The sequence below is a fragment of the Micrococcaceae bacterium Sec5.1 genome (assembly GCA_039636795.1).
Lineage (GTDB): Bacteria > Actinomycetota > Actinomycetes > Actinomycetales > Micrococcaceae > Arthrobacter.
Map to the genome: position 1 here is coordinate 1,489,357 of CP143430.1, position 23,332 is coordinate 1,512,688.

Annotated in this window: 14 protein-coding genes; 11 read left to right on the forward strand and 3 right to left on the reverse strand. The window is 62.3% G+C overall.

Translation table 11 applies throughout. The features are described from left to right. From pth to VUN82_07035, 6 genes are all read left to right on the forward strand, one after another. The gene (gene pth, locus VUN82_07010) at positions 1 to 585 is read left to right on the forward strand and encodes an aminoacyl-tRNA hydrolase (protein ID XAS73575.1); all 585 of its coding nucleotides are present in this window, start codon (positions 1 to 3) and stop codon (positions 583 to 585) included. 143 nt (positions 586 to 728) lie between these two features. After that, positions 729 to 3,470 (forward strand): LuxR C-terminal-related transcriptional regulator, encoded by a 2,742-nt coding sequence (locus tag VUN82_07015; GenBank protein ID XAS73576.1) that lies wholly within the window; start codon positions 729 to 731, stop codon positions 3,468 to 3,470. Between the two features lie 38 nt (positions 3,471 to 3,508). Beyond that, the gene (locus tag VUN82_07020) at positions 3,509 to 6,172 is read left to right on the forward strand and encodes an AAA family ATPase (GenBank protein ID XAS73577.1); all 2,664 of its coding nucleotides are present in this window, start codon (positions 3,509 to 3,511) and stop codon (positions 6,170 to 6,172) included. A gap of 469 nt (positions 6,173 to 6,641) precedes the next feature. Beyond that, positions 6,642 to 9,149 carry an ATP-binding protein gene (locus VUN82_07025; GenBank protein ID XAS73578.1) on the forward strand — a complete coding sequence of 836 codons (2,508 nt, stop codon included), beginning with the start codon at positions 6,642 to 6,644 and terminating at the stop codon, positions 9,147 to 9,149. A gap of 133 nt (positions 9,150 to 9,282) precedes the next feature. After that, positions 9,283 to 10,611, forward strand: coding sequence for a cysteine desulfurase (locus tag VUN82_07030; GenBank protein XAS73579.1), 1,329 nt, complete (start codon positions 9,283 to 9,285; stop codon positions 10,609 to 10,611). A gap of 59 nt (positions 10,612 to 10,670) precedes the next feature. Next, positions 10,671 to 11,123, forward strand: coding sequence for an SUF system NifU family Fe-S cluster assembly protein (locus tag VUN82_07035; GenBank protein XAS73580.1), 453 nt, complete (start codon positions 10,671 to 10,673; stop codon positions 11,121 to 11,123). Positions 11,124 to 11,156: 33 nt separating this feature from the next. On the opposite strand, the gene nhaA is transcribed toward VUN82_07035, so the two are convergent. The 3 genes from nhaA to VUN82_07050 form a co-directional block, all read right to left on the reverse strand. After that, on the reverse strand, positions 11,157 to 12,455 hold the full coding sequence (nhaA, locus tag VUN82_07040) for a Na+/H+ antiporter NhaA (protein XAS73581.1): 1,299 nt from the start codon (positions 12,453 to 12,455) through the stop codon (positions 11,157 to 11,159). Between the two features lie 158 nt (positions 12,456 to 12,613). Further along, positions 12,614 to 12,835 (reverse strand): hypothetical protein, encoded by a 222-nt coding sequence (locus tag VUN82_07045; protein ID XAS73582.1) that lies wholly within the window; start codon positions 12,833 to 12,835, stop codon positions 12,614 to 12,616. A 1-nt stretch (position 12,836) separates the two neighbouring features. After that, a complete protein-coding gene (locus VUN82_07050; protein XAS73583.1) occupies positions 12,837 to 13,334 on the reverse strand; it encodes a DUF2505 domain-containing protein in 498 nt (165 codons plus the stop codon). Positions 13,335 to 13,528: 194 nt separating this feature from the next. On the opposite strand from VUN82_07050, the gene mfd reads away from it, so the two are divergent. The 5 genes from mfd to VUN82_07075 all read left to right on the forward strand — a co-directional run bounded on the left by mfd (position 13,529) and on the right by VUN82_07075 (position 23,329). Continuing rightward, positions 13,529 to 17,161 (forward strand): transcription-repair coupling factor, encoded by a 3,633-nt coding sequence (gene mfd, locus VUN82_07055; GenBank protein ID XAS73584.1) that lies wholly within the window; start codon positions 13,529 to 13,531, stop codon positions 17,159 to 17,161. A 4-nt stretch (positions 17,162 to 17,165) separates the two neighbouring features. Then, positions 17,166 to 17,975, forward strand: coding sequence for a metal-dependent hydrolase (locus tag VUN82_07060; protein ID XAS73585.1), 810 nt, complete (start codon positions 17,166 to 17,168; stop codon positions 17,973 to 17,975). 94 nt (positions 17,976 to 18,069) lie between these two features. Further along, entirely contained in the window at positions 18,070 to 18,882 is an 813-nt protein-coding gene (locus VUN82_07065) for a glycosyltransferase (protein ID XAS73586.1), read from the forward strand. Next, positions 18,879 to 20,309: a glycosyltransferase family 4 protein gene (locus tag VUN82_07070; GenBank protein XAS73587.1), complete on the forward strand. Its 1,431-nt coding sequence runs from the start codon at positions 18,879 to 18,881 to the stop codon at positions 20,307 to 20,309. The genes VUN82_07065 and VUN82_07070 overlap by 4 nt, the downstream gene beginning before the upstream one ends. A 35-nt stretch (positions 20,310 to 20,344) precedes the next feature. Then, entirely contained in the window at positions 20,345 to 23,329 is a 2,985-nt protein-coding gene (locus VUN82_07075) for a hypothetical protein (GenBank protein XAS73588.1), read from the forward strand. The last annotated feature ends 3 nt before the right edge of the window (positions 23,330 to 23,332 follow it).

Sequence of the window (23,332 nt, forward strand, 5' to 3'; positions counted from 1 at the left end):
ATGACTGACACTTGGCTGATAGTTGGCCTCGGCAACCCCGGCAGTGAGTACAGCAACAACCGGCACAACGTGGGCCAGATGGTGCTTGACGAGCTGGCATCGCGGATGGGCGGCAAGTTCAAGACCCACAAGGCCAGGGCCCAGGTAGTAGAGGGTCGGTTGGGGATAGGCGGACCCCGCGTAGTGCTGGCCAAGCCGATGACCTACATGAACGTTTCCGGTGGTCCTGTGGCGGGCTTGAGCAATTTCTTCGACATCGCGCCGGACCACGTTATTGCCGTCCATGATGAGATCGATATTCCCTTCAACACGGTCAAGCTCAAGATAGGTGGAGGTGAGGGTGGTCATAACGGCCTTCGCGATATCTCCAAGGCACTGGCAACAAAGGACTATTTGCGCGTGCGGGTAGGGGTGGGCAGGCCTCCGGGACGTATGGATACCGCTGATTTTGTGCTGCGGGATTTCGCAACGGCCGAGAAGAAGGAATTGCCGTTTCTGCTGGACGAGGCGGCTGACGCGGTGGAACTGCTGGTCAATGAGGGGCTGTTGGCGGCACAGCAGAAGCATCATGCCGCAAGAACTTGAGCAAATCTTGAGGAAAGCCTGAGGAAAGCCTGATGATTCGAGGCGCCCTTAGCCCTACCAAACTGTCGGCGCCCGGAGGTAGTGTGCATGGTACGCAGGTAAGCGGTGGGGGACTGTCGCGGATGTTGTAGCGAAGGATGCGAATGTCGGCGGAGTTGCTAAACAGAGGCGGTGGAGGCGCAGCGAGGGCTGCGGCTCCGGACCTTGTGGGCGGTCCATCCGATCGGCAAACATGGTCACTGCTGGCCAGGAGCCAGGATCTGTCCCGGGCCACCAAGCACCTTGAGTCCCCGGAATCGTACGGCGTAGTCCTCACGGGCGAACGGGGCATTGGCAAGTCGGGCTTGGCCCGGGCAGTAATTTCCTCCCTGGGTCCCAAGATCCACAGCCTGCAATTGCGCAACACGGTTGCCAATGGCCAGACTCCTTACGGGTGCCTCGGATTCCTCTTGGCGAGGCTGCCGTCCGAGGCCGTCAGTTCGCCCACGGGCATTCTCCACGCGATTACGTCCCTGATCCGTGCAGAAGCTGCGGGCCGCCAGACTGTCTTCATCGTGGACAATGCTGGCGGTATGGATCCCATGAGTACAGGCGTGCTGCTGAATCTGATGGCCACTGGAACGGCAAAGGTGATCGCCACTGTTCAACGCTCCAGCGATCTCCCCGCTGATTTCCATCGGCTGGTGCTTGAGGAGCAACTGGGCGAAGTCCACCTGAATACGCTCAGCGAAGAACAGACGAAGCAGGTTCTCGGTTCGGTACTGGGCCACTATGTCTCCTCCACGCTGGTGGGCTCACTCCACTCCGCCGTCGGTGGGAATCCGATGCTCCTGCACGCGCTGTTGGATGAGCAACGCCATTCCGGCAACCTCGTCCTGAACGATTCCGTGTGGACGCTCAGGGACCGTATCAAGCTTGAAGGCGCCACGGTTGTGGAGGACTTTGTCCGTTCCAGGTTGGCGCGCGAACCGCAGTCCAACCGGACCGTAGTCGAGGTCCTGGCCTGTGCGCAGCGCGCGACACTGGTGGATCTGGCTGCAATCTTTGGCACTGAAGTGCTTGTGGAGATGGAGGAATCCGGGCTGCTCACCGTTGATCGGAACGGCGAGCACTGGGTTTCCCTTCGCGATGCTTACGTCGGTGAGGTTGTTCGGGGCTGGCTGAGTACCCGGCGGCGTCGCGAGCTGAGGTTGATGCTTCTTGGACCCAAGGAGCCGGAGTTGGGTGGGTTGGCTCCACAGGATCTGCTGAGCCACGCCGCCTGGATGCATGCCTGTGAGGACGAACCGTCTCCGTCGCCAGCGCATGCTCTGGCAGCAGGACGGGCTGCCTTGGATGATTACGATCCCAACTTTGCCATCCAATGCACGCTGTCACTGGATCCGAAGGACCCCGAGTGGGTGGCGGGGCAGCGACTGAAGTCAGCTGCCTACCTCATGCTGGATCTGCCCCTGCACGCTGCCCAGGCCTTGGATGAGGTGTCAGAGGCGCACATTGCAGCTTTGGACCCCATGGAGTTTGCCGAAGTAACAGCTGCGAAATGCCAGGCCATGACATGGATTGACGGCCGCTCGGCAATGGTGCCCGGAGTGATCACGGCGGCAAGTGAAACCTTGGAGGCCATGGTTTCGAATCCGGAGGCCTACGCGCCGGAGCTGATCACGCGGGCCCGGAACAGGCTCCTTCTTTGCAACTACGAATACCAGGCGTATATGGGCGAGTACGCAGCTGTGGCCGAGGACCTGGAAAAGGAACTGGTCAAGGACCCGGCCGATGACCGGGAACACTGGCTGAAGTCCGCGTTCTGCCTCATGGAAACCCGATGCGTGATGGGCCGGGAACTGGAAGCGCAGCAACTGGCACGCACTGTGTCCCGGCAGCTGGGGAACAATGACAGGCCGGCGCAGTTGGAGGAGTCCTTCGCCCGGCATGCTTACGGAGTGCTGCTGCTGTCCGGACAATGGCGGAAATGCATCGAGCTCATGCGGCGGACTCCCTCCACACCTTCGCGCCTGCAGTATCGGGGTGCAATCACCGAACTGGGCGTGGGCCTTGCCTACGCTTACGCCGGGAAGCCCTCCAGCGCGATCGAACCGTTGCGCTCCGCCGCCGCCCAGCTTGAGCTTCGCCCGGCCATGAACATGGTCAAGGTTGCCTACGCTGCTACCGCCTTTGCCTATGCACAGCTGGGCAATTCACTCGAAGCCGGACGGTACCTTGACCTTTACCGCACTTGCCGGGGTGTCGGGACATATTTCTCCGAGTCCGTTGCCGAGTTCTGCGCTGAAATGGCAGGGCGATGGATGGGGGACCCGGACGTCAAGCCGCGTCTGCTGGCCAGGGTCCAGCAGGACATCGACAAGCGGCGCTTTACAACGGCCGGGATTTGCCTTTTTGGCGCCACAGTGGAGGGCACGGACGCCGAGTACAAATTGCTGGAGGAAATTGCCGAGAACCGTCAAGGCCCTTTGGCGCAGATCGCCCGCGACCTTGCCCGGGGATCCCTGAAACGGAGTTCGCGTTCTCTCCTGGCTGCCGCCGACGCCGCAGCTGCACTGGATTTGTTGGTGGTGGAAGCCAGGTGCGTGGCCATGGCCTTGGACTTTGCCCGCAATGCCGGTGAAACCACGGCTGCCCGGACCGCCCAGCTTAGGCTTGAGCGTCTGGAACAATCGGTCTCGGCGTTGCCCATCCAACCACGAAGCGACGCACCGGTGTTGACCGAGCGTGAACGGCAAATTGCCAAACTGGCCGGAAAGGGTGTCAGCAATCGTGAAATCGCTATGGATATTGGGGTGTCTGTGCGGACCGTTGAAGGACACCTGTACCAAGTATTTACCAAGCTCGGCGTCTCATCGCGAGGCGAGCTCAATGGTCTCCTGTGAGTTGAGGAGTGTAGTTTCCGTCAACCGGGTGCGTGCCCATGCAGGCTGAGTACCTTGTTGGCCGGGACGCGGAGTTGGACCTGGCGAGTGAAATATTGAGGCAGGAGGGGGCGGGCGCCGTCCTGCTCCTTGCCGATCCCGGCATCGGTAAAACGGCCATGGCCGAAGAGATCGCCGCCCGCTTGGCAGGCGAAATGGTGGTGATGCGGATCCATGGCAGCCCCGCCCTGTCCGCTGTTCCTTTCGGTGTCCTGGCGCCGTATCTCCTGGACCTGCCTGTGGAACAGGCCACGTCGCCAGTGGCTATCCTCCGCGAGTTTTGGTCCCAGTTCGAGAAAAGGCGCGGAAGCGAAGGTGCAAGGCTCCTTTTGGTAGTGGACGACGCCCATGACCTCGATGAGGCCAGCAGCCAGATTCTGGCCGAGTTGGTGACGGCTGGCTGGGCGCGGCTCGTGGCTACCAGCAGGCCACGGCCCGGACTGCCTCCTGCCCTGCTCCAGCTCTGGTACGACGGCTTGGCAGAGCGCTTCGAACTCCATCCCCTGGAAAAGGAAGAAGTGGCCGAGCTCGCCGGGAAAACCCTGGGTGGGTCGGTCATGGCAGGCACCACAGATGTTTTGCATTCTGTTTCGGAGGGCAACCCCCTGCTGCTCCGTTGCCTCCTGGAAGACTCAAAGGCTGACGGAAACCTGGTGCGCCGAAATGGCGTCTGGTTCCTCACGAGTGCCCTCTCCGGCGCCGGCGAGGGCCTCTCTGAAGTGGTTCGGAACAAAGTCCTGCGAACCAGCGAGGCTGAACGGGAGGCGATGTACATCATCGCCTTGTCCGAACCCGTGCCCGCCGCTGTACTCGACGCGCTTGTGGGCAGGGATACGCTGCGGTCGCTGATGGACAACAGGCTCGTGATTTCCAGTAATGGCGCTGGTAGTCCGGTGAAAATGTGGCACCCGATGTATGGTGAGGCGCTTCGCCACATCGTTTCGCCCGCCCGCAGCCTCCAGATCCGCCAGCGTATGGTCCAGCACCTGCCCGCGGAGCCCTCCACGGCGGAGGGTCTGCTTCGAATGGTGAGTTGGGCGCTGGACTGTGGTGCCGACGTCGAGGACGAACAGTTGCTGCGGGCGGCGTTCCTCGCCGCAAAACTCCTGCAGAATCCACTCGCGCTGCAGGCCGCTGCCAAGGTTCGCTCCGAAGCGCTGCGTCCCCGTGCCCGTGCCGTCATGGCAATGGTCAAATACAACGACGGCGACTACCGCAGTGCCGTGCAGCTGCTCGGGGAAGATGCAGGGTTCCTGGACGCCGATCCGTCCGGGCCCTTGGGTGCCGGACTGCTGTGGGGGGCCGCAAGGTCCGCAATGGGGGACAGCTCGGGTGACATCCTGGCGGACGCTCACTCGGCCGCTGACGCACTAGTGGCGGGCCGCAACGACCAGGACCCTGTGGTCCAGCAAATTCGACGGCATGCTGCAGCTTTGGAATTGGCGGCGCTGGCCCATGACGGCCGCTATGGGGAGCTGCGCGAGGGACTTGCCACGTTCCAGGCCGGTCTTGCCGTGGACGAGCCGGATTTCGTCATGAACAAGCTTTTCCTGCTGGCCATGCAGTGCGAGTTGCTGATGGTGGAGGGCCAGGCGGTGCAGGCATTGGAGATGGGCAGGGAAGCGCTGGTGTTGCTGGATGAACACCATGACGACCTCCTGTACTTCACCGACTTCATCCTTGTCCGCTACGCCTTGGCCGCGTTGGAATCCGGTGACTGGGCGGCAGCCGAAGCCGCGCTGAACCGCTATGCCGCCAGCTCCGCCATGGGGCTTATAACGTTCGGCGGCGACATCCAGGCGCTCAAAGGACTGTCCTTGCTCCGGCAGGGACGTTTGGAACAAGCCAGCGCTGTGCTGACGCCCGCGGTGGAGGCCCTCCGTGTGAAGGACCCGCAGAGGTTGCGCCGTCTGGGCAACGCGCTTGCGTTTTATGCTGCCGCCAGGTCAGGAAATAACGAACTGGCCCAACGCCTGTCCGTGGATAGGGTAGTGGACCAGGCAGCCGGTGGCGCCTATGTTGAAGCCCTGGCTGAGATCTTTACCCTGGCTGCCAAGGAGCATTTGAATAAAGGAACAGGGCTGGAGAAGCTGCGGAGCCTCCCTGATTCCACGCATCTGCATCAACTTCCGGGCCTCCTGCTCCAGAACCTGGTCCTCAGGGCAGAGCTGGGGGACCAGCACGTAATGGACCCGATCCGGGAGACTGCCTCGTCAATGGCTGGGGCATGGGCAGGCGGCTGGCACATGCTGGCGACCGCCCAGGTGGACGGCGCCGGCGATGCTTTCGTTAACGCGGGCAATCTGCTGGCCGCTGGAGGCATGCCAGGGCCAGCGGCCACAGCTTTCGACAAGGCCGCCATCGCCTTTGATGCCGAGGGCAAGCGCCCGGAGGCGCGGCAGGCGGCCGTGCTGCGCGACGTCAGCGAGGCCAGCCTTGGGGACACACAGCTCCACGACCCCCACACCGAGGTAGACCGGTCCGTGCCCCTGACCCGGCGGGAGCAGGATATTGTGGCGCTGGCCGTTTCCGGACTCACTGACCGTCAGATCGCAGAGAAACTCATGGTCTCCGTCCGCACGGTGGAGGGTCACTTGTACCGCAGCTATGCCAAGCTGGGCATCCGCCGGCGCGAGGACCTTGGGGCTGCTGTCCGCAATTGACGCACGGCAATTTGAGTAGCCTCCGACGCCCGCGAGCACCACGTGGACGCGGTATTGCACCTATTACCACCAATCAATGGAGTAACCTGGGCCCTATCCCCGACGGGACCAAGTAGTGCCCCTCCAAGGTACTGAGTACAACAGAGTATCGGGGCCTGGAAACCGCCCTACTAATCGAGTACCGATTACTGGTGTTCTGATTTCCAGCGCGCGGTTAACTGATCTTGGAAGGAAGGAAAGCCCCAAGCATCCCCCGAATTCCATATCGAAATACCGCATCGGTGGTCTCTTTTAGCCGGTGCTCCGGCCGTCGAGAGGCGGTCCGGCCCTGGACGAAGCCGGCGGCGACAGAGTCTTCTGAGACCGAGACTCTCCCCCCAGCCGTCGCCGGCTTCTAGGCCAGGGATCCCGCAAACTCGCGGAAGCCTAAATTCTCCCGGACCAAGGGACTGCTGCTATTGGAGTGCGCATGTTGCCGGACCCCTGGCTGGACCAAGACACTGTCACAGTCGGGCTGAGGCCGCCAACATTCCCGGACCGGAAGCAGATCCTGGATCTGATCCTTTCGGCAGTACCATCTCCGTCCAGCAACGGCATAGTTGTGACAGGCGACAGGGGATCTGGAAAGAGCCATTTGTTGCTCTCCATCAAAGCAGGACTCCCGGACTCCGTGGACGTTCGCACATTCGCCGGCAAACCGGAACTCCAGACAACCGTCTACGGTGCTTTGAGCGCACCAGTAGAGCCCTCCGGCGAACAAACGGCCCTCCCTGGCCTTCATGTCCTGCGGGCGCTCACCCAAAGCCTGGGTCCAGCGGAATACCTGTACACACCACCGTTTGCACGGCGTCGAGGCAAGCGTCACCCTGAGCCTAAACGGCCTCCACTGGTCCTCCTCGTGGACGACATCCACTTCGTTGATCCTGCATCCCTCGCGGTTTTGTTGCAGCTGATGCCGGGATTCGGAGCCACCTTGGTGGCGACGGCGGACAGCCGCCGCCCGCTTCCGCCAGATCTGTACCAGTTGTGGGAAGAAGGATTTCTCGAGCAGTACTTCCTGGCTCCCTTTACGTTCAGCGAGGCACAGGCACTGTCCGAGGACCTACTGGGCGGAAAGGTTCAAAGACGCGCCAGCAGTCTCCTGGCGGCGATGTGCGGATTCAACGTAGGACTCCTTTGCCTCGCCATCCAGGATGCACGCAGCGCCCACCTCCTGGTGGAGCGCGACGGTTACTGGACCATGGACGTACGGGCACATTGCCAATGGCCAGGGGTGGTTGAGCATGTCCGGGCCGACATCTCCCAGCATGCTGCGGAAGAACTGAAGGCGTTGGAGGTTATTGCGCTCGCCGAGCCCCTGGCCTTGGATGTTGTTGAGCACCACTTCGGCCAGAAAGCCGTGGAACACCTTCTTGACTCACACGACATCCGGGTGCTGCCTGGAAGGCCGCCGCTTGTCCGTACGAGTTCATGGCTGAGGGGCGAGGGCATCCGGCTGTCCGTTCCCCACTCGCGCAGCACGGCGCTCCGACTTGGCATCGAGGAGCCGGGACTCACGGCGGACTCCGCACCCGCAATGCTGAGGTGGATGACCTGGACGCTCGATTGCGGGCTGAGCCTCTCCGACGAACTCATCCTCGCCGCAGCGCCTGCGGCTGATAAACCGTCCACCGCTGAGTTGGCCATCCGGGCTTCCGTGGGCATCAACGGTTCAAGTCACCGGAATGAAGCCAGGATGCTCCGTGCCCGGGCACTCATTGCCGAAGGACAGCTCAAAGAAGCAGCACCGGAGTTGCGTGAGTTGGTGGGCGCAGGAGTGCAGGCGGAGGTGCAGGCCGAGGCTGCTTCCCGGTTGATGGGCCTCAGCCTTTTGGGAGCGGCCTCACCCATGCCGCCAAAGCCCGACGGCGGGGCGCAAGGGCTGGAGGAACCGTCGGATCCAGCCGCCCGGGTCATGTGGAATGTCCAGGAGGCCGAACAGCTCCTGCTGTCCGGTGACGCTCCACAGGCGTTGGAAAAGTCTTCCGCTGCCTTGGCCGCCATCAACGCCAATCCGGCGCTGGAAATGTTCCGGCCAGGGGTCCTCCTCCGCCACGTTTTGCACCTGCGGCACAACCTGTCATGGAGCCAGGTGGACGCCCTCCTGGATTGCCCGTGGGCCTACGCAGTACCAGCGCACTTGGCCTGGTGCCTGGAAGTAGCGCGGGGATATGCACAGCTCAGCCAGGGCCTTCCCCGGCCCGCCTTGCGAACGCTGGAACCCGTTGTGGCTGAACTGCACGACGCCGGCCTGCCGCCGGTTCTTCAGCTGGCATCGGCAATGCTGGCGTACTCCGCTGCGCTGTGCGGTGATTCGGAGCAGGCCATGGCAAGGGTGCAGCAGAGCTTGGTGGCGGGAAAGGACGCAGCCAGTGAAACCCCCGCCAGCCCAGCCCACAACAGTCCCGCCCACGCCGGCCCAACTCGTGAAGGCCTGTCTGATCAAGGTCCGTTGCCCCAGCTGAGCGCCCTGTTCGTGGCGGCTGCGCAGGACAAGGTTTCGCGCAAACCGAGCCACTTGTTTGCGGTGGCCGAGGCATTCCATGACCAGCAAAGTCCTTTGATGGAAGCCGAGGCGTTGACCTTCATGACGCTCAACGCAAGCAAGTCCGCCGTCGAGGACCTCGTGGTGCAGCGCCGCCTTGGTGAGCTTGCCGCCTCGTTGCGGGGGGCCCGCGCGGCGGCGATGGGAACCTTCGCATCGGCTTTGCTGGGCAATGATCCCAAGCTGCTTGAGTCCGCCGGCAAGAGTCTCTCTGCAGACCGGCAATTCGCAGAGGCGGCCCTCTGTTACGCGCGGGCGGCAAGCGGCTACGAAGCGAGGACCCGCAGTGCGGCTAGCCGCCGCGCCTGGACCTTGATGGAGCGGCTGCACGGGGCTTTCGACAGCGATGTTGCTCCGCCACTGGGATGGCTGCCCGGTACTGCAGGCCATTGACATACTGCAGGCCATTGAAGGACTGCTGGAGACTGAAATACTGCAGGATATTGACGTGCTGTACGGCACATCTCCGGGGACGTCGGGCCGTGGGATAATTGAGTGTCCCCGAAGGATTTCCAAGGAGTGCCCCTTGACAGTCGTATCAACTCCCGCCTCATTGCAGCAGTCCGTGGTTCCCGCCATGGACAATGCGGAGGTGTTGCGGATCCGGAACGACTTCCCCGTCCTGGACCAACTGGTCAACGGCAAGCCGTTGATCTATCTCGATTCCGGGGCTACGTCCCAGAACCCCTTGAGCGTGATCGAGGCCGAGCAGGAGTTCTACGAGCAACGCAACGCCGCAGTACACCGTGGTGCACACCAACTTGCGGTGAGCGCGACTGAGGCCTTTGAGGATGCCCGCCAGACGGTGGCGGACTTTATCGGCGCCCAATACGAGGAAACCGTGTGGACGTCCAATGCGACGGAGGGCCTGAACCTCATTAGCTACGCTCTGTCCAACGCCGCTTTGTGGGCTGCGCAGGGCCGTGGCAGCTCAGCGTTGAAGGAGCTGGGGATCGGCCCCGGCGACGAAATCGTGGTCACGGAGATGGAGCACCACGCCAACCTGATCCCCTGGCAGGAACTCGCCTTCCGGACCGGAGCCACACTCAAATACATTCCCATCACCGACGATGGCACCCTTCGCCTGGACGCCGCAGCAGAGATCGTGGGGGAGCGCACCCGCCTGCTGGCTTTCACCCACGCCTCCAACGTCCTGGGCACCATCAACCCCGTTGCCGAACTCGTGGCTCTCGCCCGACGCGCGGGGGCGTTGGTGGTCCTGGATGCTTGCCAGTCAGTGCCTCACATGCCCATTGACGTCAAGGACCTGGACGTTGACTTCGCGGTTTTCTCGGGCCATAAGATGTTGGCCCCCACGGGCGTCGGCGTCCTGTACGGCAAGCAGGAACTCCTGGATGTCCTTCCGCCGTTCCTCACAGGTGGTTCCATGATCACTACTGTCACCATGGAGCGCGCCGAATATTTGCCTGCCCCCCAGCGCTTCGAAGCCGGAACCCAGCGCATCTCCCAGGCGGTTGCCCTTGCCACTGCCATGAACTACTTGTCCGAAACCGGGATCGACCGCATCCATGCTTGGGAAGCCACGTTGGGTCAGCGCCTGGTCAAGGGACTTGAGGGCATCGACGGCATCCGCGTGGTGGGCCCTGCTTCTGGTGCGGAACGCATCGGACTGGCTGCTTTCGACGTCGCCGGTGTCCATGCGCACGACGTCGGCCAGTTCCTTGACGATCGCGGCATCGCCGTTCGCGTCGGCCACCATTGCGCCCAGCCACTGCACCGCCGCTTGGGGCTGACTGCTACTACCCGGGCAAGTACGTACCTTTACAACACCACGGACGACGTCGATGCCTTCCTTGACGCCGTGTCTGGCGTTCGGGCCTATTTCCAGGCCTGACCCACGCGGCCGAACTGCAGCCGCTTCCCACACACTTCCACGAACGGGTAACCAGCACCATGAGTCTTGACCAGCTGTACCAGCAGATCATCCTGGACCACTCCAAGCAGCGGCACGGCAGCGGGCTGGCGGGCACGGAAGTCCCAACGGGCACGTCAACCGGGCAATCCCACCAACTCAACCCGGTCTGCGGGGACGAGGTAACGCTCCGACTGGCTGTCGCCGATGGAACGGTCAAGCAGATCAGCTGGGACGGTGAAGGCTGTTCCATCTCCATGGCGTCGGCTTCAGTGTTGACCGACCTCGGCGAGGGAATGTCGGTAGAGGAATTGCACGCCGTGATCGATAACTTCCGTGAGGTGCTCCGCTCGCGTGGAAAGGTGCAGGCGGATCCAGAGATTCTGGGAGACGCTGCCGCGTTCGAAGGTGTGGCCCGCTACGCCGCCCGGGTTAAATGCGCCATGATTTCATGGGTTGCTGCGGAGGACGCGCTGAACCAGGCGACGGCCTAGCAGCCTATCGAGCAGCGGCGGAGCAGCCCCGCGCTAGGCGCGGCTGAAGACGTCAGGTACGCCGTCGCCGTCGTCGTCCCGTTGTTCTTCTGCCTGAACCTGGCGGTACCGCCGGTTCCGGGCCCTGAGCACGACGGCGGCCAGCAGCGCCGCGATCAGGGAACCTGCCAGGATGGCCACCTTGGCGTGGTCATTGTGTGCAGACCCCGCGCCGAAGCTCAGCTCGCCGATCAACAGGGAGACGGTGAACCCGATCCCGGCCAGCAGTGCCAACCCAAAGAGGTCGATCCACGCAATGCTGGAATCCAGGCTCGCACGGGTGGTTTTGGTCACCAGGAACGTGGTACCGAAGACGCCTACGGCCTTGCCTATTACCAACGCCGCAACAATTCCCACGGCCACCGGATCACTGAGCGCGGCCCGCATGCCATCGAACCCGCCCAGCGCCACCCCAGCGGAGAAAAACGCGAAGACAGGCACGGCGAATCCCGCGGAGAATGGGCGCAGCCGGTGCTCGAAGTGCTCAGCGAGCCCTTCCTCCGGCTCACCCTTTTTCCCGCTGTTGAAGACCGGAACCGCAAAGCCCAGCAGCACCCCGGCCACGGTGGCATGGATGCCGGAGGCATGGACGAAACCCCAGGTGGCCAGGGCCAAGGGGAGCAGGATGTACCAACTGCGGATCCGCTTCTGGACCAGGAACGTGAAAAGGGCCAGCGGCACCAGCGCGGCCAGGAGCATAAGGGGCTGGGTCCCGGTGGAGTAGAAGAAGGCGATGATGCCGATGGCGATGAGGTCGTCCACCACCGCGAGTGTCAGCAGGAAGGTCCGGAGCGCGGCGGGCAGGTGTGTGTTGATCACGGCTAGGACGGCCAGGGCAAAGGCGATGTCCGTAGCCGTGGGAATGGCCCAGCCTTTGAGTGTCTCCGAGGCGGAGCCGAGGTTGAAGAGGACGTAGATCAGGGCAGGAATAACAACTCCACCAACGGCGGCGGCCACCGGTACAACGGCGCGGGCCGGTTTCCGGAGTTCCCCCGCAACGAACTCCCGTTTGAGTTCAAGGCCTGCGAGGAAGAAGAACACAGCCAGCAGGCCGTCGGAGGCCCAATGCCCGACGCTGAGCTGCAGGTGCCAGGGTTCGTAGCCTATTTTGAGGTCGCGTAATGCAAAGTAACCGTCAGCGGCGGGGGAGTTTGCCCAAATCAGCGCAATGACGGTGGCGGCCAGAAGGAGGGCGCCGCCCACGGTCTCTGTTCGAAGGATCGAGAGGATCCGGCGGTACTCGGGGTAGCTGGAGCGGCTGAAAACAATGGTGGTCAGGGGTTGTTTGGCCACGGTGGCTCCTGTGGGTCGAGTAGTCCAGGGCAGGCATCGCAAAGACACCGCCGACCAGACTTCCCGGCACACCAAAGTCCATTCTACCCAAGTGAGTCGCAGCAGTGCGCGTTATGAGCTCTCAAAACGCGCACTGCTGCGACTTACTTGGGCGAAACTTAGGCGAGAAGCCCCGTGATCCCGATGACCGCCGTCGCTAGTCCCAGCACCATGGAAATGGACACCAGGATCACGTGGACGGTCAGGAACCTTGTGGCCTTCCCGGCAGCGTCGCGGGCCCGGGGGTCCTTCATGACGCGCTTCAGGAACTGCGGCCATACAACCAGGGACCATACGCCGGCAACGATCAGGACCCAGCCCAGAATGGCGGGGAGCTGCATGCTAGTGGCTTTCGAGCCAGGCCTGCGCCTGCTGGGACTGGATGTTCAGGGCCTTGCCAACCATCGGTTCAGCAGCATCGGCAATCTTGCCGCCGAGGAATGGAACCGACGAGGAAACGTTGCCCTCGAGCTCGATCCGGGTGTTCGCGCCTTCAGCCACGAGGCGCTGGACGGCCGTGACGTCAAGCGGAGCGCCGGAGACCTTCAAGGCAATCTTGCTGGCGCGGGAGCCGTCTGCTGCGGGCGCCTCCCACTGCTCGGTCTGCGTAACGGTCAGGCGCTCGCCCACGAACTTGCGGGCAATATCCGGCAGACGGGTAGTGGGCAGAGTACGAACCGTGGTGGTGCTGAAAGCGCCAGCAGGGTCGCCGTCGATCGTGAACGATTCCAGGGAGCCGCCCACCAGTTCGCTCGTGTGACGCAGAAAGTCTTCGTCGACAAAGACGGCCGCTACTCGGTCAACGCTGTGCGGCAGGGTGGTGGATGCACTCAGGGCCATGGGTCCTCCGTGGATATGTTGGTGGTGAAGCTCTTTTAGCTCCCAACATCCTACGGGGTGTCCGTGGCCACAGCGGAAATGTCCCAGCCATCAACGGGCCCTGAGGGAGGGGTAGGCTGGAATGACCCGGCATTCGTTCGAATTTCCGGGCATTTGTGTTGCCTGCCCTTGGACCCACCCTAGGAGTTTCAGCCATGAGCCTCAACGGTCTGCGCCGCGCACTGGCGGAGGACAAGACTTTTGCGCGCGTCCGAACTGAGGCTCAGCGGGCCTTTTCGGCCCGGAGCACCGACTACCAGATCAGCGCCCCTACCGGTATGCGGGCAGTTCTCCTTGCAGAAATGGCCGATGGCCTTGCTGCCCAAGGAGCCGACGCCGCGAACGCCCCTGTTGTGCTGGCAGTCACCGCCACCGGGCGTGAGGCCGAGGACCTGACAGCGGCACTCGCCTCCTATCTCCCCGCGGACTCGGTGGCTACTTTCCCCAGTTGGGAAACCCTCCCGCACGAGCGGCTCTCGCCGCGTTCGGACACCGTAGGTCGCAGGCTCTCCGTCCTGCGCCGCCTGACCCACCCTGAAACCTCGACGGCGGCACCCTTGCGTGTGGTGGTTACTCCGGTTCGCGCCGTGGTCCAGCCGATTGTTGCCGGTTTGGGCGACCTCGTTCCCGTAACGCTGCAGGTAGGGCAGGAACGCTCGTTCACCGATGTTGTCCGGGCCCTCTCCGACGCCGCCTATGCCCGGGTTGACATGGTGACGCACCGAGGTGAATTCGCGGTTCGCGGCGGCATCCTGGATGTTTTCCCTCCCACGGAGGACCATCCCATCCGTGTGGAGTTCTTCGGCGATGAAGTTGACCAAATGCGCTGGTTCGCTGTGGCCGACCAGCGTTCGCTGTCCGCTCCCGGGATCCACCACCCCACGGAACTGCACGCCCCGCCGTGCCGTGAAATCCTGATCACGCCCTCCGTCATGTCCCGCGCTGCCAAGCTCAAAGCCGATATGCCGGCGGCGGCTGACATGCTGGAGAAGATCGCCGGTGGGATCGCCGTTGAAGGTATGGAGTCCTTGGCTCCGGTCCTGGTGGATGCCATGGTCCCGTTCGTGGACCAGCTTCCGGCCGGGTCCTTGAGCGTGGTCATCGAACCGGAAAAGGTTCGCACCCGCGCGCACGACCTCGCTGCTACCAACGAAGAGTTCCTGGAAGCTGCTTGGTCAACGGCGTCCGACGGCGGTTCCGCGCCACTGGATCTGTCCTCCCAGGCATCCACTGACTTGCACGCCGCGAGCTTCCGTTCTCTGACAGACACCCGATCCGCCGCCTTGGAACACGGAGTGTCCTGGTGGTCCATCACTTCGCTCGCAACGGACGAGGACCTGGTGTTGGACATCGACGTCCTCAACCTGCATGCCCGGGAGCCGCGCGGTTACCAGGGCGAGGTCGCGGAAATGCTGGACTTCATCGGCTCACGTGTCCGCGAGCAGTGGCGCCTTGTGGTTGTTACGGACGGCCCGGGGCCGGCACAGCGCCTGGTTGAGCTGTTCCACGATGCCGACATCCCCTGTGCACGAGTGGACTCGCTGGATAAGGATCCGCAGCCGGGCATCATCGAGGTGACCACTGCCGCCGTCGGGCGTGGTTTTGTCCTGGACGGCCTCAAACTGGGCCTGTTGACCGAAGCTGACCTGCTGGGCCGCGCCACCGCCAGTTCCACCAAGGACATGCGGCGCATGCCGTCCAAGCGGCGGAATGCAGTGGACCCCTTGCAATTGCACGCAGGTGACTTTGTGGTTCATGAGCAGCACGGAATCGGGCGGTTCGTGGAGCTCATTCAGCGCAAGGTGACCGGAACGTCGTCCTCTGATGCGGGGCTGCGTGAATACTTGGTGCTGGAGTACGCAGCATCCAAGCGCGGTGCTCCGGGGGACCGTTTGTTTGTCCCCACGGACCAGCTGGATCAGGTCACGCGCTACGTCGGCGGGGACGCCCCTGCCTTGAGCAAGATGGGCGGCGCTGACTGGGCCAGCACCAAGTCCAAGGCCCGCAAGGCCGTCAAGGAGATCGCCGGAGAGCTCATCCGGCTGTACTCGGCCCGGATGGCCTCCCGCGGACACGCCTTCGCCCCGGACACTCCGTGGCAGCGCGAGCTCGAGGAAGCTTTCCCGTATGTGGAGACCCCCGACCAGCTGACCACCATCAACGAGGTCAAGGCGGACATGGAGCGGGAAATCCCCATGGACCGGCTCGTTTCCGGCGACGTTGGCTACGGCAAAACCGAGATCGCAGTCCGCGCCGCTTTCAAAGCTGTCCAGGACGGCAAGCAGGTGGCAGTCCTGGTGCCCACCACGCTGTTGGCCCAGCAGCACTACGAAACTTTCACCGAGCGTTTCTCCGGATTCCCGCTGCGGGTGAAACCCCTTTCGCGGTTCCAAAGCGGCAAGGAAGCAAAAGAAACCGCCGACGGCGTCAAGAGCGGCGCCGTCGATGTTGTGATCGGTACGCACCGGCTGCTGTCCAAGGACTTTGAGTTCAAGGACCTGGGGTTGGTGATCGTGGATGAAGAGCAGCGCTTCGGTGTGGAACACAAGGAAGCACTGAAGAAGATGCGCACCAACGTGGACGTGCTGGCCATGAGTGCCACGCCGATTCCGCGAACCTTGGAAATGTCCCTGACGGGTATCCGCGAGACGTCCACGCTGGCAACCCCGCCGGAGGAACGCCACCCGGTACTCACCTATGTGGGTCCGTTCACCAACAAGCAGACGTCAGCGGCCATTCGTCGTGAGCTGATGCGCGAAGGGCAGGTGTTCTTCGTGCATAACCGCGTGTCCTCGATTGAACGAATTGCCGCACAGATCCGCGAGCTGGTCCCCGAGGCCAGGGTGGAAGTGGCGCACGGCCAGATGTCCGAGAGCCGCCTTGAGAAGATCATTGTGGACTTCTGGGAGAAACGGTTCGACGTCCTGGTCTGCACCACCATCATTGAAACCGGGCTGGACATCTCCAACGCCAACACCCTGATTGTGGACGGCGCCGACAAGTACGGACTTTCGCAACTCCACCAGCTCCGTGGCCGTGTTGGTCGTGGCCGTGAACGTGCCTACGCCTACTTCCTCTATCCGTCGGAAAAGCCGCTGGGCGAGGTCGCCCTGGAGCGGCTCAAGGCTGTGGCGGCACACAACGAGCTCGGCGCCGGCATGCAGTTGGCCATGAAGGACCTCGAAATCCGTGGTGCGGGCAACCTGCTGGGCGGGGAGCAATCCGGCCATATCCAGGGAGTGGGCTTCGACCTTTATATCCGGCTCGTGGGCGAGGCTGTTGCCGAGTACCGCGGCGAGGCCGAGGAAAAGGCAGCCGAGATGAAGATCGAGCTGCCCGTCAACGCCCACTTGCCGCATGATTATGTGCCGGGTGAGAGGTTGCGCCTGGAGGCCTACCGGAAGCTGGCCGCGGCGGTGACCACCGAGGCCATTGATGAGGTCCTCGCCGAACTCGTGGACCGCTACGGTGAGCCGCCGCTGCCCGCGCAGAACCTCATCGCCGTTGCGCGCTTCCGGGTGGGGGCCCGCGAGGCCGGCCTGTCCGACGTCGCGCTCCAAGGCAACTTCATCCGCTTCTCGCCGGCGCAATTGCCCGAGTCCAAAACCATGCGGCTGAACCGCATGTACCCGGGTTCCCAGGTCAAGCCTGCGTTGGATGCTGTGCTGATCCCCAAGCCCAAAACAGCCAGGATCGGTGGCCGTGATCTGCAGGACGCCGAGATCCTCCAGTGGGCCAACAACGTGATCGAAGCGATCTTCTCAGATGTACCCGTAAAGGCAGGCTAAGCGAATGATGGGAGGACACCACGCCGCGTCGGGAGCCGCGGCGTGGATTGCCATTGCCTCGACCGGCCCCTACGCCTTGGGCTGGTATCCGCTGGACTCCACCGGCATCCTGATCGGAGCCATGGCGACGGCGGGCACCGCCTTGGTGTGCGACTGGGACCACCGGCACAGCACCATTGCGAATTCGCTGCCGCCGCTTTCGAATGTCATTGCAGTGGGAATCGAGAAAGCCAGCGGAGGGCACCGGCAAGGCACACACTCGCTGTTGGGAGCCTCGGCCTTTGTAGTGCTGGCAGCCATGGCAGCTCAATTTCAGATGATCACACCGGCAGGGAAGCTCTCTGTTGGCGCTGGTTTGCTGTGTATGTTCATGATCAACCTGGCAGCTAAGGCTTTGAACCTGTTTCCGAAGTCCGGCTGGATCACCAACTGGCTGTTCGCTGTGCTGATGGCTGGCCTGGTGACCTGGTTTGCACCGGATCAATGGGGTTGGTTGCCGCTGTCAATGCTGACGGGCGTCGTGGTCCACATTGTGGGGGACATGATTACGGTCGGCGGTGTGCCTTTGCTGTGGCCCATCGTGATCAAGCCCCCTAAATTCCTGCGGAAATCGCTGATCAGTGGCATCTGGCGGGCCAACGGTGCTTTCTCCATTCCCTTGCTGGGCAAGGCAGGCTCCCGGCGGGAGTGGCTGGTCCTGATACCCGTCAGTGGATACGCCATGGTGGGAATGGGGGCAGCGGGTTGGGCTCTGGCCCAGCAACATTGGCCCGGAGTGCTTGCGGCATTCGGCGGTGTGATCCAGGCCCCTTGATCGGGATGCCAAGTTGGCGTCATGTCTCGCGGCCTGTGCCCACTCCCTTTACGAGAAAACGAACTTTTGCGTTTTCACGTATACGGAGGTTCAGATGGCTGTGCTCCACTCACGCAGTATGCACATCGGCAGCAGGGGAGGCCTTCGGGCACTGCGACATGTGGATTCTCTGCGTCGCTCCCTGGTTGATCTTGAAGTCATAATTCCGGCCTACAATGAGGCCGGACGGATTCCCAATACCCTGCTGCAAGCCGTCGATTTCCTGGCAAGTCAGCCCTGGTCGTCTCGAATCGTGGTGGTGGATAACGGCAGCGTTGACGAGACCGGGGCTGTAGTCCGCCGTATTTCGCGCGAGACAGGAAGCCGTGAGACCGGGAGCACCGTCCCGATTTCCGTGATCGGGTGTTCCCGTCGCGGCAAGGGGGCAGCTGTCCGCCGGGGCCTCCTCAGCGGTACGTCACGTTTCACCGGATTCTTTGATGCCGATCTGGCCACACCCTTGGATACGCTGACTGCTGCCATGTCCCACCTCGAAGAGGGTGCTGCAGCAGTTATTGCCTCGCGCCACGCGCCGGGTTCCACCCTGGTCCGTCCGCAACAACTGGGACGCCGCGTCGGCGGTACTGCTTTCCGCGCACTAACTAAGTCCAAAGTGAAGGGCATCTTCGATACCCAGTGCGGCTTCAAATTTTTTGAGCGGTCCTCGCTGACGGCTGCCATGGTCCAATGCCGCGCGACGGGATTCGCCTTTGACGTGGAGCTGCTTCTGAGGCTGCAACACCAAGGGGCCCGAATCATCGAACTGCCTGTCGCCTGGACTGACGGAGAATCGTCAACCTTCCGGCCATTCCACGACGGAATCGCCAGTTTTGCCTCCGTGCTTCAACTAGAGAAATCGATCCTATGACCAGTGCTTTCCCAATGTCGCCGACACATCTTGCTGGAAAGCAGCTACTTATCCTGAACTGGCGCGACGTCGGCCATTCCCAGGCCGGGGGCGCCGAGCAATATATGCACGAGATTTCCCGCAGGTGGATAGAGGCCGGGGCTGAAGTCACGTGGTTTACCGGACGTGAAGCGAACCAGGCTGCGGAGGACGTCATCGACGGCATCCGGATACTTCGCGCTGGCGGTCCCTTGGCAATCTATGCCCACGCCGCGCTCAAGCTCGTGCGAACGGGCAGTCTTTACGATGCTGTGGTGGATTGCCAGAACGGAATCCCCTTCTTCTCGCCGCTCTTCATGCCGGGCAGGACGCCGATCATTCAACTGATCCATCACGTTCACCAAGAGCAATTCAGCAGCAGGTTCTCTCCGCCCTTGGCTGCCCTCGGTCGTTTCCTGGAAAGCCGCGGCGCAAAAGCTGTCTATGGCCAGCGTGCCATTGTTGCCGTATCACCCTCCACACGGTTGGAACTTCGCAGGCTCGGGTTTTCCGGTCCTATACACGTAGTACCCAATGGCACCATCGACGTCCCGGCCGAGGTTGGGCCCAGGGCGCCTGAGCCCACCATTACGGTGGTCAGCCGCTTGGTGCCGCACAAACGACTGGACTTGCTGCTGGGCCAGATTGCCGTTGCAGCCTCCCGTATCCCTAATCTGCGCCTGGAAATCGTGGGCGATGGGCCCGAAAGGGGCCGCCTTCAGCAACTCGCGATGGACCTGGGGCTGAGCCACGTTGTGACTTTCCACGGCTATCAGCCCAACGAGGTCCGCAACAGGCTGCTGAACCGGGCATGGCTTACTACTTCCACGTCGGCGTCCGAGGGCTGGGGATGTTCAGTCATCGAGGCAGCGGCTTGGGGCGTTCCCTGCCTTGCATTGCGTGTTCCAGGCATCCGCGATTCCGTAGTGGACGGCAGCACAGGATGGTTGGTGGATACAGCCAAGGAATTCGGGAGCGCCATGGTTGCCGCCTTGGAGGCGTTGGCTGCCCATGAGGCATCGCAGGAGTTCTCTGCACAATGCCAGGAGTGGGCACGTTGCTTTACGTGGGAGCGGAGTTCGGCGCTTCTGGCTGGTGTTGTCCTTGAAGAGACGCAAAGCCTGGAAGCCACCGGTGGACGCAGTTCCCGCTCCGATATGTCCACACTGGTTCGTTTCGAACTACCGCCAGGCACCGATCTCCGGGCCATACTGCGTCCCACCGATGAAGTGTGGGAGGGCGACGGCCAAGCCTCGGTACTGATGAAAGGCCGCGATGAGTTCGAAGCCTTCGCGGTTTTGAAGCAGATCGGAGTTGACTCGGCAGAGTTGCAACCGGCCGGACGAAGCGTCCTGCTGGCCGGACCCGCAAGCGCTGCTTCGCCTGCCCACGCCGTTGATGGCCTGTAGGGCGCATACGGCCGGAATCGGCCAGGAGTGTGGACATGGCTGACACTCTGCTTCAAACGGATCAGGAAGCCAAGCCCGGTGATGTGGAAAGGCTGTCGGGACGGAGAAACAAAAGAGGTGAAAACAGCAAAGTAGGGGAGAATAGCGTCTTCCTGGCCATGTCGGCCGGTGTAGTGGGTGCAGTCAGTTACGCCTGCAGTTTACTCATGGCCAACATGCTGCCGACCATCGACTACACGCATTTTGCGTCGGCCGCGATGCTGATGGGAATCGTGGGGATTGTCGCATCAGCGTTGGTACCTCTTCCCTTGTCCCATGTAGTCGCTGTCAATCCTGAAGGCTCCAAGGAACGCAAGGATGGCCTGGCCTTCTCGGTTTTTGTGTCATGCCTGGCGGGAGCAGCGGCAGCCGTAGTGACAGGAATGGTGACTCTGGCCTTTGCCACTCCAGCGCTGGCAGGAGCTGTAGCGCTGGGTTCGCTGGCTATCTTCATCGTGACGGCACCCTCGGGCTGGTTGCAGGGTGAATTGCGTTTCACTTGGGTTGCCCTGATTAACATCGGCGAAGTTGTCCTCAGGCTCGGGTTCAGTGTGTTGGTGATCTTCCTGGCATGGGGTGCCGGGGGAGCGGTCCTCGGATTTGCTGTGGGTTCAGTAGCTCCACTTGCCGTGCCACTTTCCTTCTATCGGGACCTGCATTGGCGTCCGCGTGTGCTTCTGGACAAATGGCGGTGGGCGGAGACCATCGAGATCGCGTCGGTGCTGTGCGTAGTTTCGGTACTGGTTGGCCTGGATGTTGTGCTGGTTGGATTTCTGGACGAAGGATCCTCCGCTGCAGCCGGATTCCAAGCTTTGGCGTCAATTGCCAAGGGGCCGGTGTATGTGGCGGCCGGTACTGCCTTGGTGGTTTTCCCTTTGCTACGCACCCCAGGCGCGGACGTGCGCAAGGTCCTTGGAGCCGCCTTCACCTCCTTTGGGCAATTGGCGGTAGTGGCCTTCGTCATTATCGCGACGGCACCGCACGCGCTGGCCGGGTTGATTGTGCCCCAGAAGTATCACGGCTCCCTGGAGCTGCTGCCATGGTTGGCAGTAGCTGGCCTTGGCTACGCGATGCTGATGGTACTGTCCACCATCCTTCTCGCGGTGAGGGCGTACCGGCGATGCCAGGTAGGCCTTGCCATCGCTTGCCTTCTGGTGGTGGGTGGGTTGTGGGCTGGCTGGTGTCTGAATGCTGTTGCCGGCATGGCAGTGGGCTCAGCGGCGGGTTCCGTGCTGGCATCCGTGGTTCTGGCCCTTATAGCTCGTCCCGTTCTTGCCGCCGCCAAGCGTCCCGGAGGCGTGGCCTGGCGGTGGTTTGCCTACCCAGCCGGACTGGCTGTCGTGCTGGGCGTGGCCAGCCAGTTTCAACCATTGCTGTGGCTGCTCCTGGCGTCCGGCGCAGGCTCTGCCATACTGGCACATCAGCGCGGTCTGTTGCCCGGCTGGAGCAAAGTTGCGCGGCGTGTTCAGAGACTCACGGGCATCTGGATGCCGTTCTTCGCCGTTGTTGCCGGAGCCTTCTGCGTTCGTGCCCTTGGTCTTGAACGGGGCTTCGAGCTCTGGGTGGATGAGTTGCTGTACGTGCGTTTAGGCGAGTCTGTCAGTACAGGCCACTTTCCCACGCTCCCTGACGGGCCCTTCTTCCTCCACCCGCCCGGCTATTTCATCCTTGAAGCCGGCATCATCAGGCTGTTTAACGTCTCTGGTGAAATTGTGGATGTCGTACTGCAGTTGCGATGGCTCAACGCCGCGCTCGGAGCACTGACAGTGGGTTTGGGGTTCCTCCTTGTCAAAAGGCTCACCAGTGCCGCGCCCGCGTGGCTCTGCGCTGTGCTACTTGCGTTCGAGCCTTTCATTCTGCGCAACAACAGCCATGCCTTCCTCGAGACCTCGGCCATGGCGGCTGTGCTTGCAGGGTTTTTGATATTGCTGCGAACGCCGAAGCGGGCAAAGGAAGCTGTCCCTTTCCTGCGATTGGCTGTAGCGGGATTGCTTCTGGGATACGGAGTTCTGTGCAAGGACTTCTTCATCATCTGCACCTTCGTTCCGGTGCTGGTTGCTGTGTTGTGGAAGCAGACCCTGCCCTGGCGAAAAGCTGCGGTGGTGGCGGCGGTGGCTGCCATTCCCTATGCCGCTTACCTCGCGGTGGTAGCGCTGCGGGGACAAATGCCGGATTGGGTGTGGGCCAAAAGCAATGGGCTGCTTCGGATGTCCGGGGTTGAGAAGAACACGGGTTTCACGGCGGAAGGCTCGCCGAGCATCGTGTCCCGGTTGATCGAGCAGAGCGGTCACTTTGGCACCAGTTATATTCTCCTGGCGCTGTGTCCCGTAGTGGGCCTCCTCTTGTGCTTCAGCCTTCATGCAGGGCGGCGGTTTGTTGGACTGGCGGGGCTGGCTCTGGGTGTCGCGGGCGCCTACAGCGCCATCTTCGGCACCTTCGAAGAGCAATATGGGTATGGCGTCATCGTGGCAGGGGTCCTGTGCTCCGTGCTGGCCGTGGTGGAGCTCATTGAGAGATATCCGAAGGGTCGAAGGGCCTTCGCGGCGATGTCCATCTGCTTCATTGCCTTGACCGTGCTTCTCGGGATGCGCACGGCACTCACTGTGGACAATGGCTTTGCCAGTGCGAGGCAGTGGGTCACAGCGAACCTGCCCGCTGATGCGCGCGTCAGCGTCACCAACAGCACCGGGGAGTTGGTATTCAGGGACGACGCCAGGTTCGGAATCTGGCCATCAGCACCCTTGATGAAAGAGCATGGCGTCAATTACATCCTGACCCAGTCGCTGCCCATCAGCCAGGGATACGGCTACGCGAATCCCACGATGCTCGCCTGGCTAAAGGAGCACGCAACTCCTGTTTTCACTTCCGAGGGACCCACCAATGGTGATACGACGCTCTGGTTCGTGCGGGAAGCGGATCTGGACGTTGCGGCATCGGCGAATATCGGGTTCCCGTCCAAAGACCATGGCACAGAACGGTAAAGA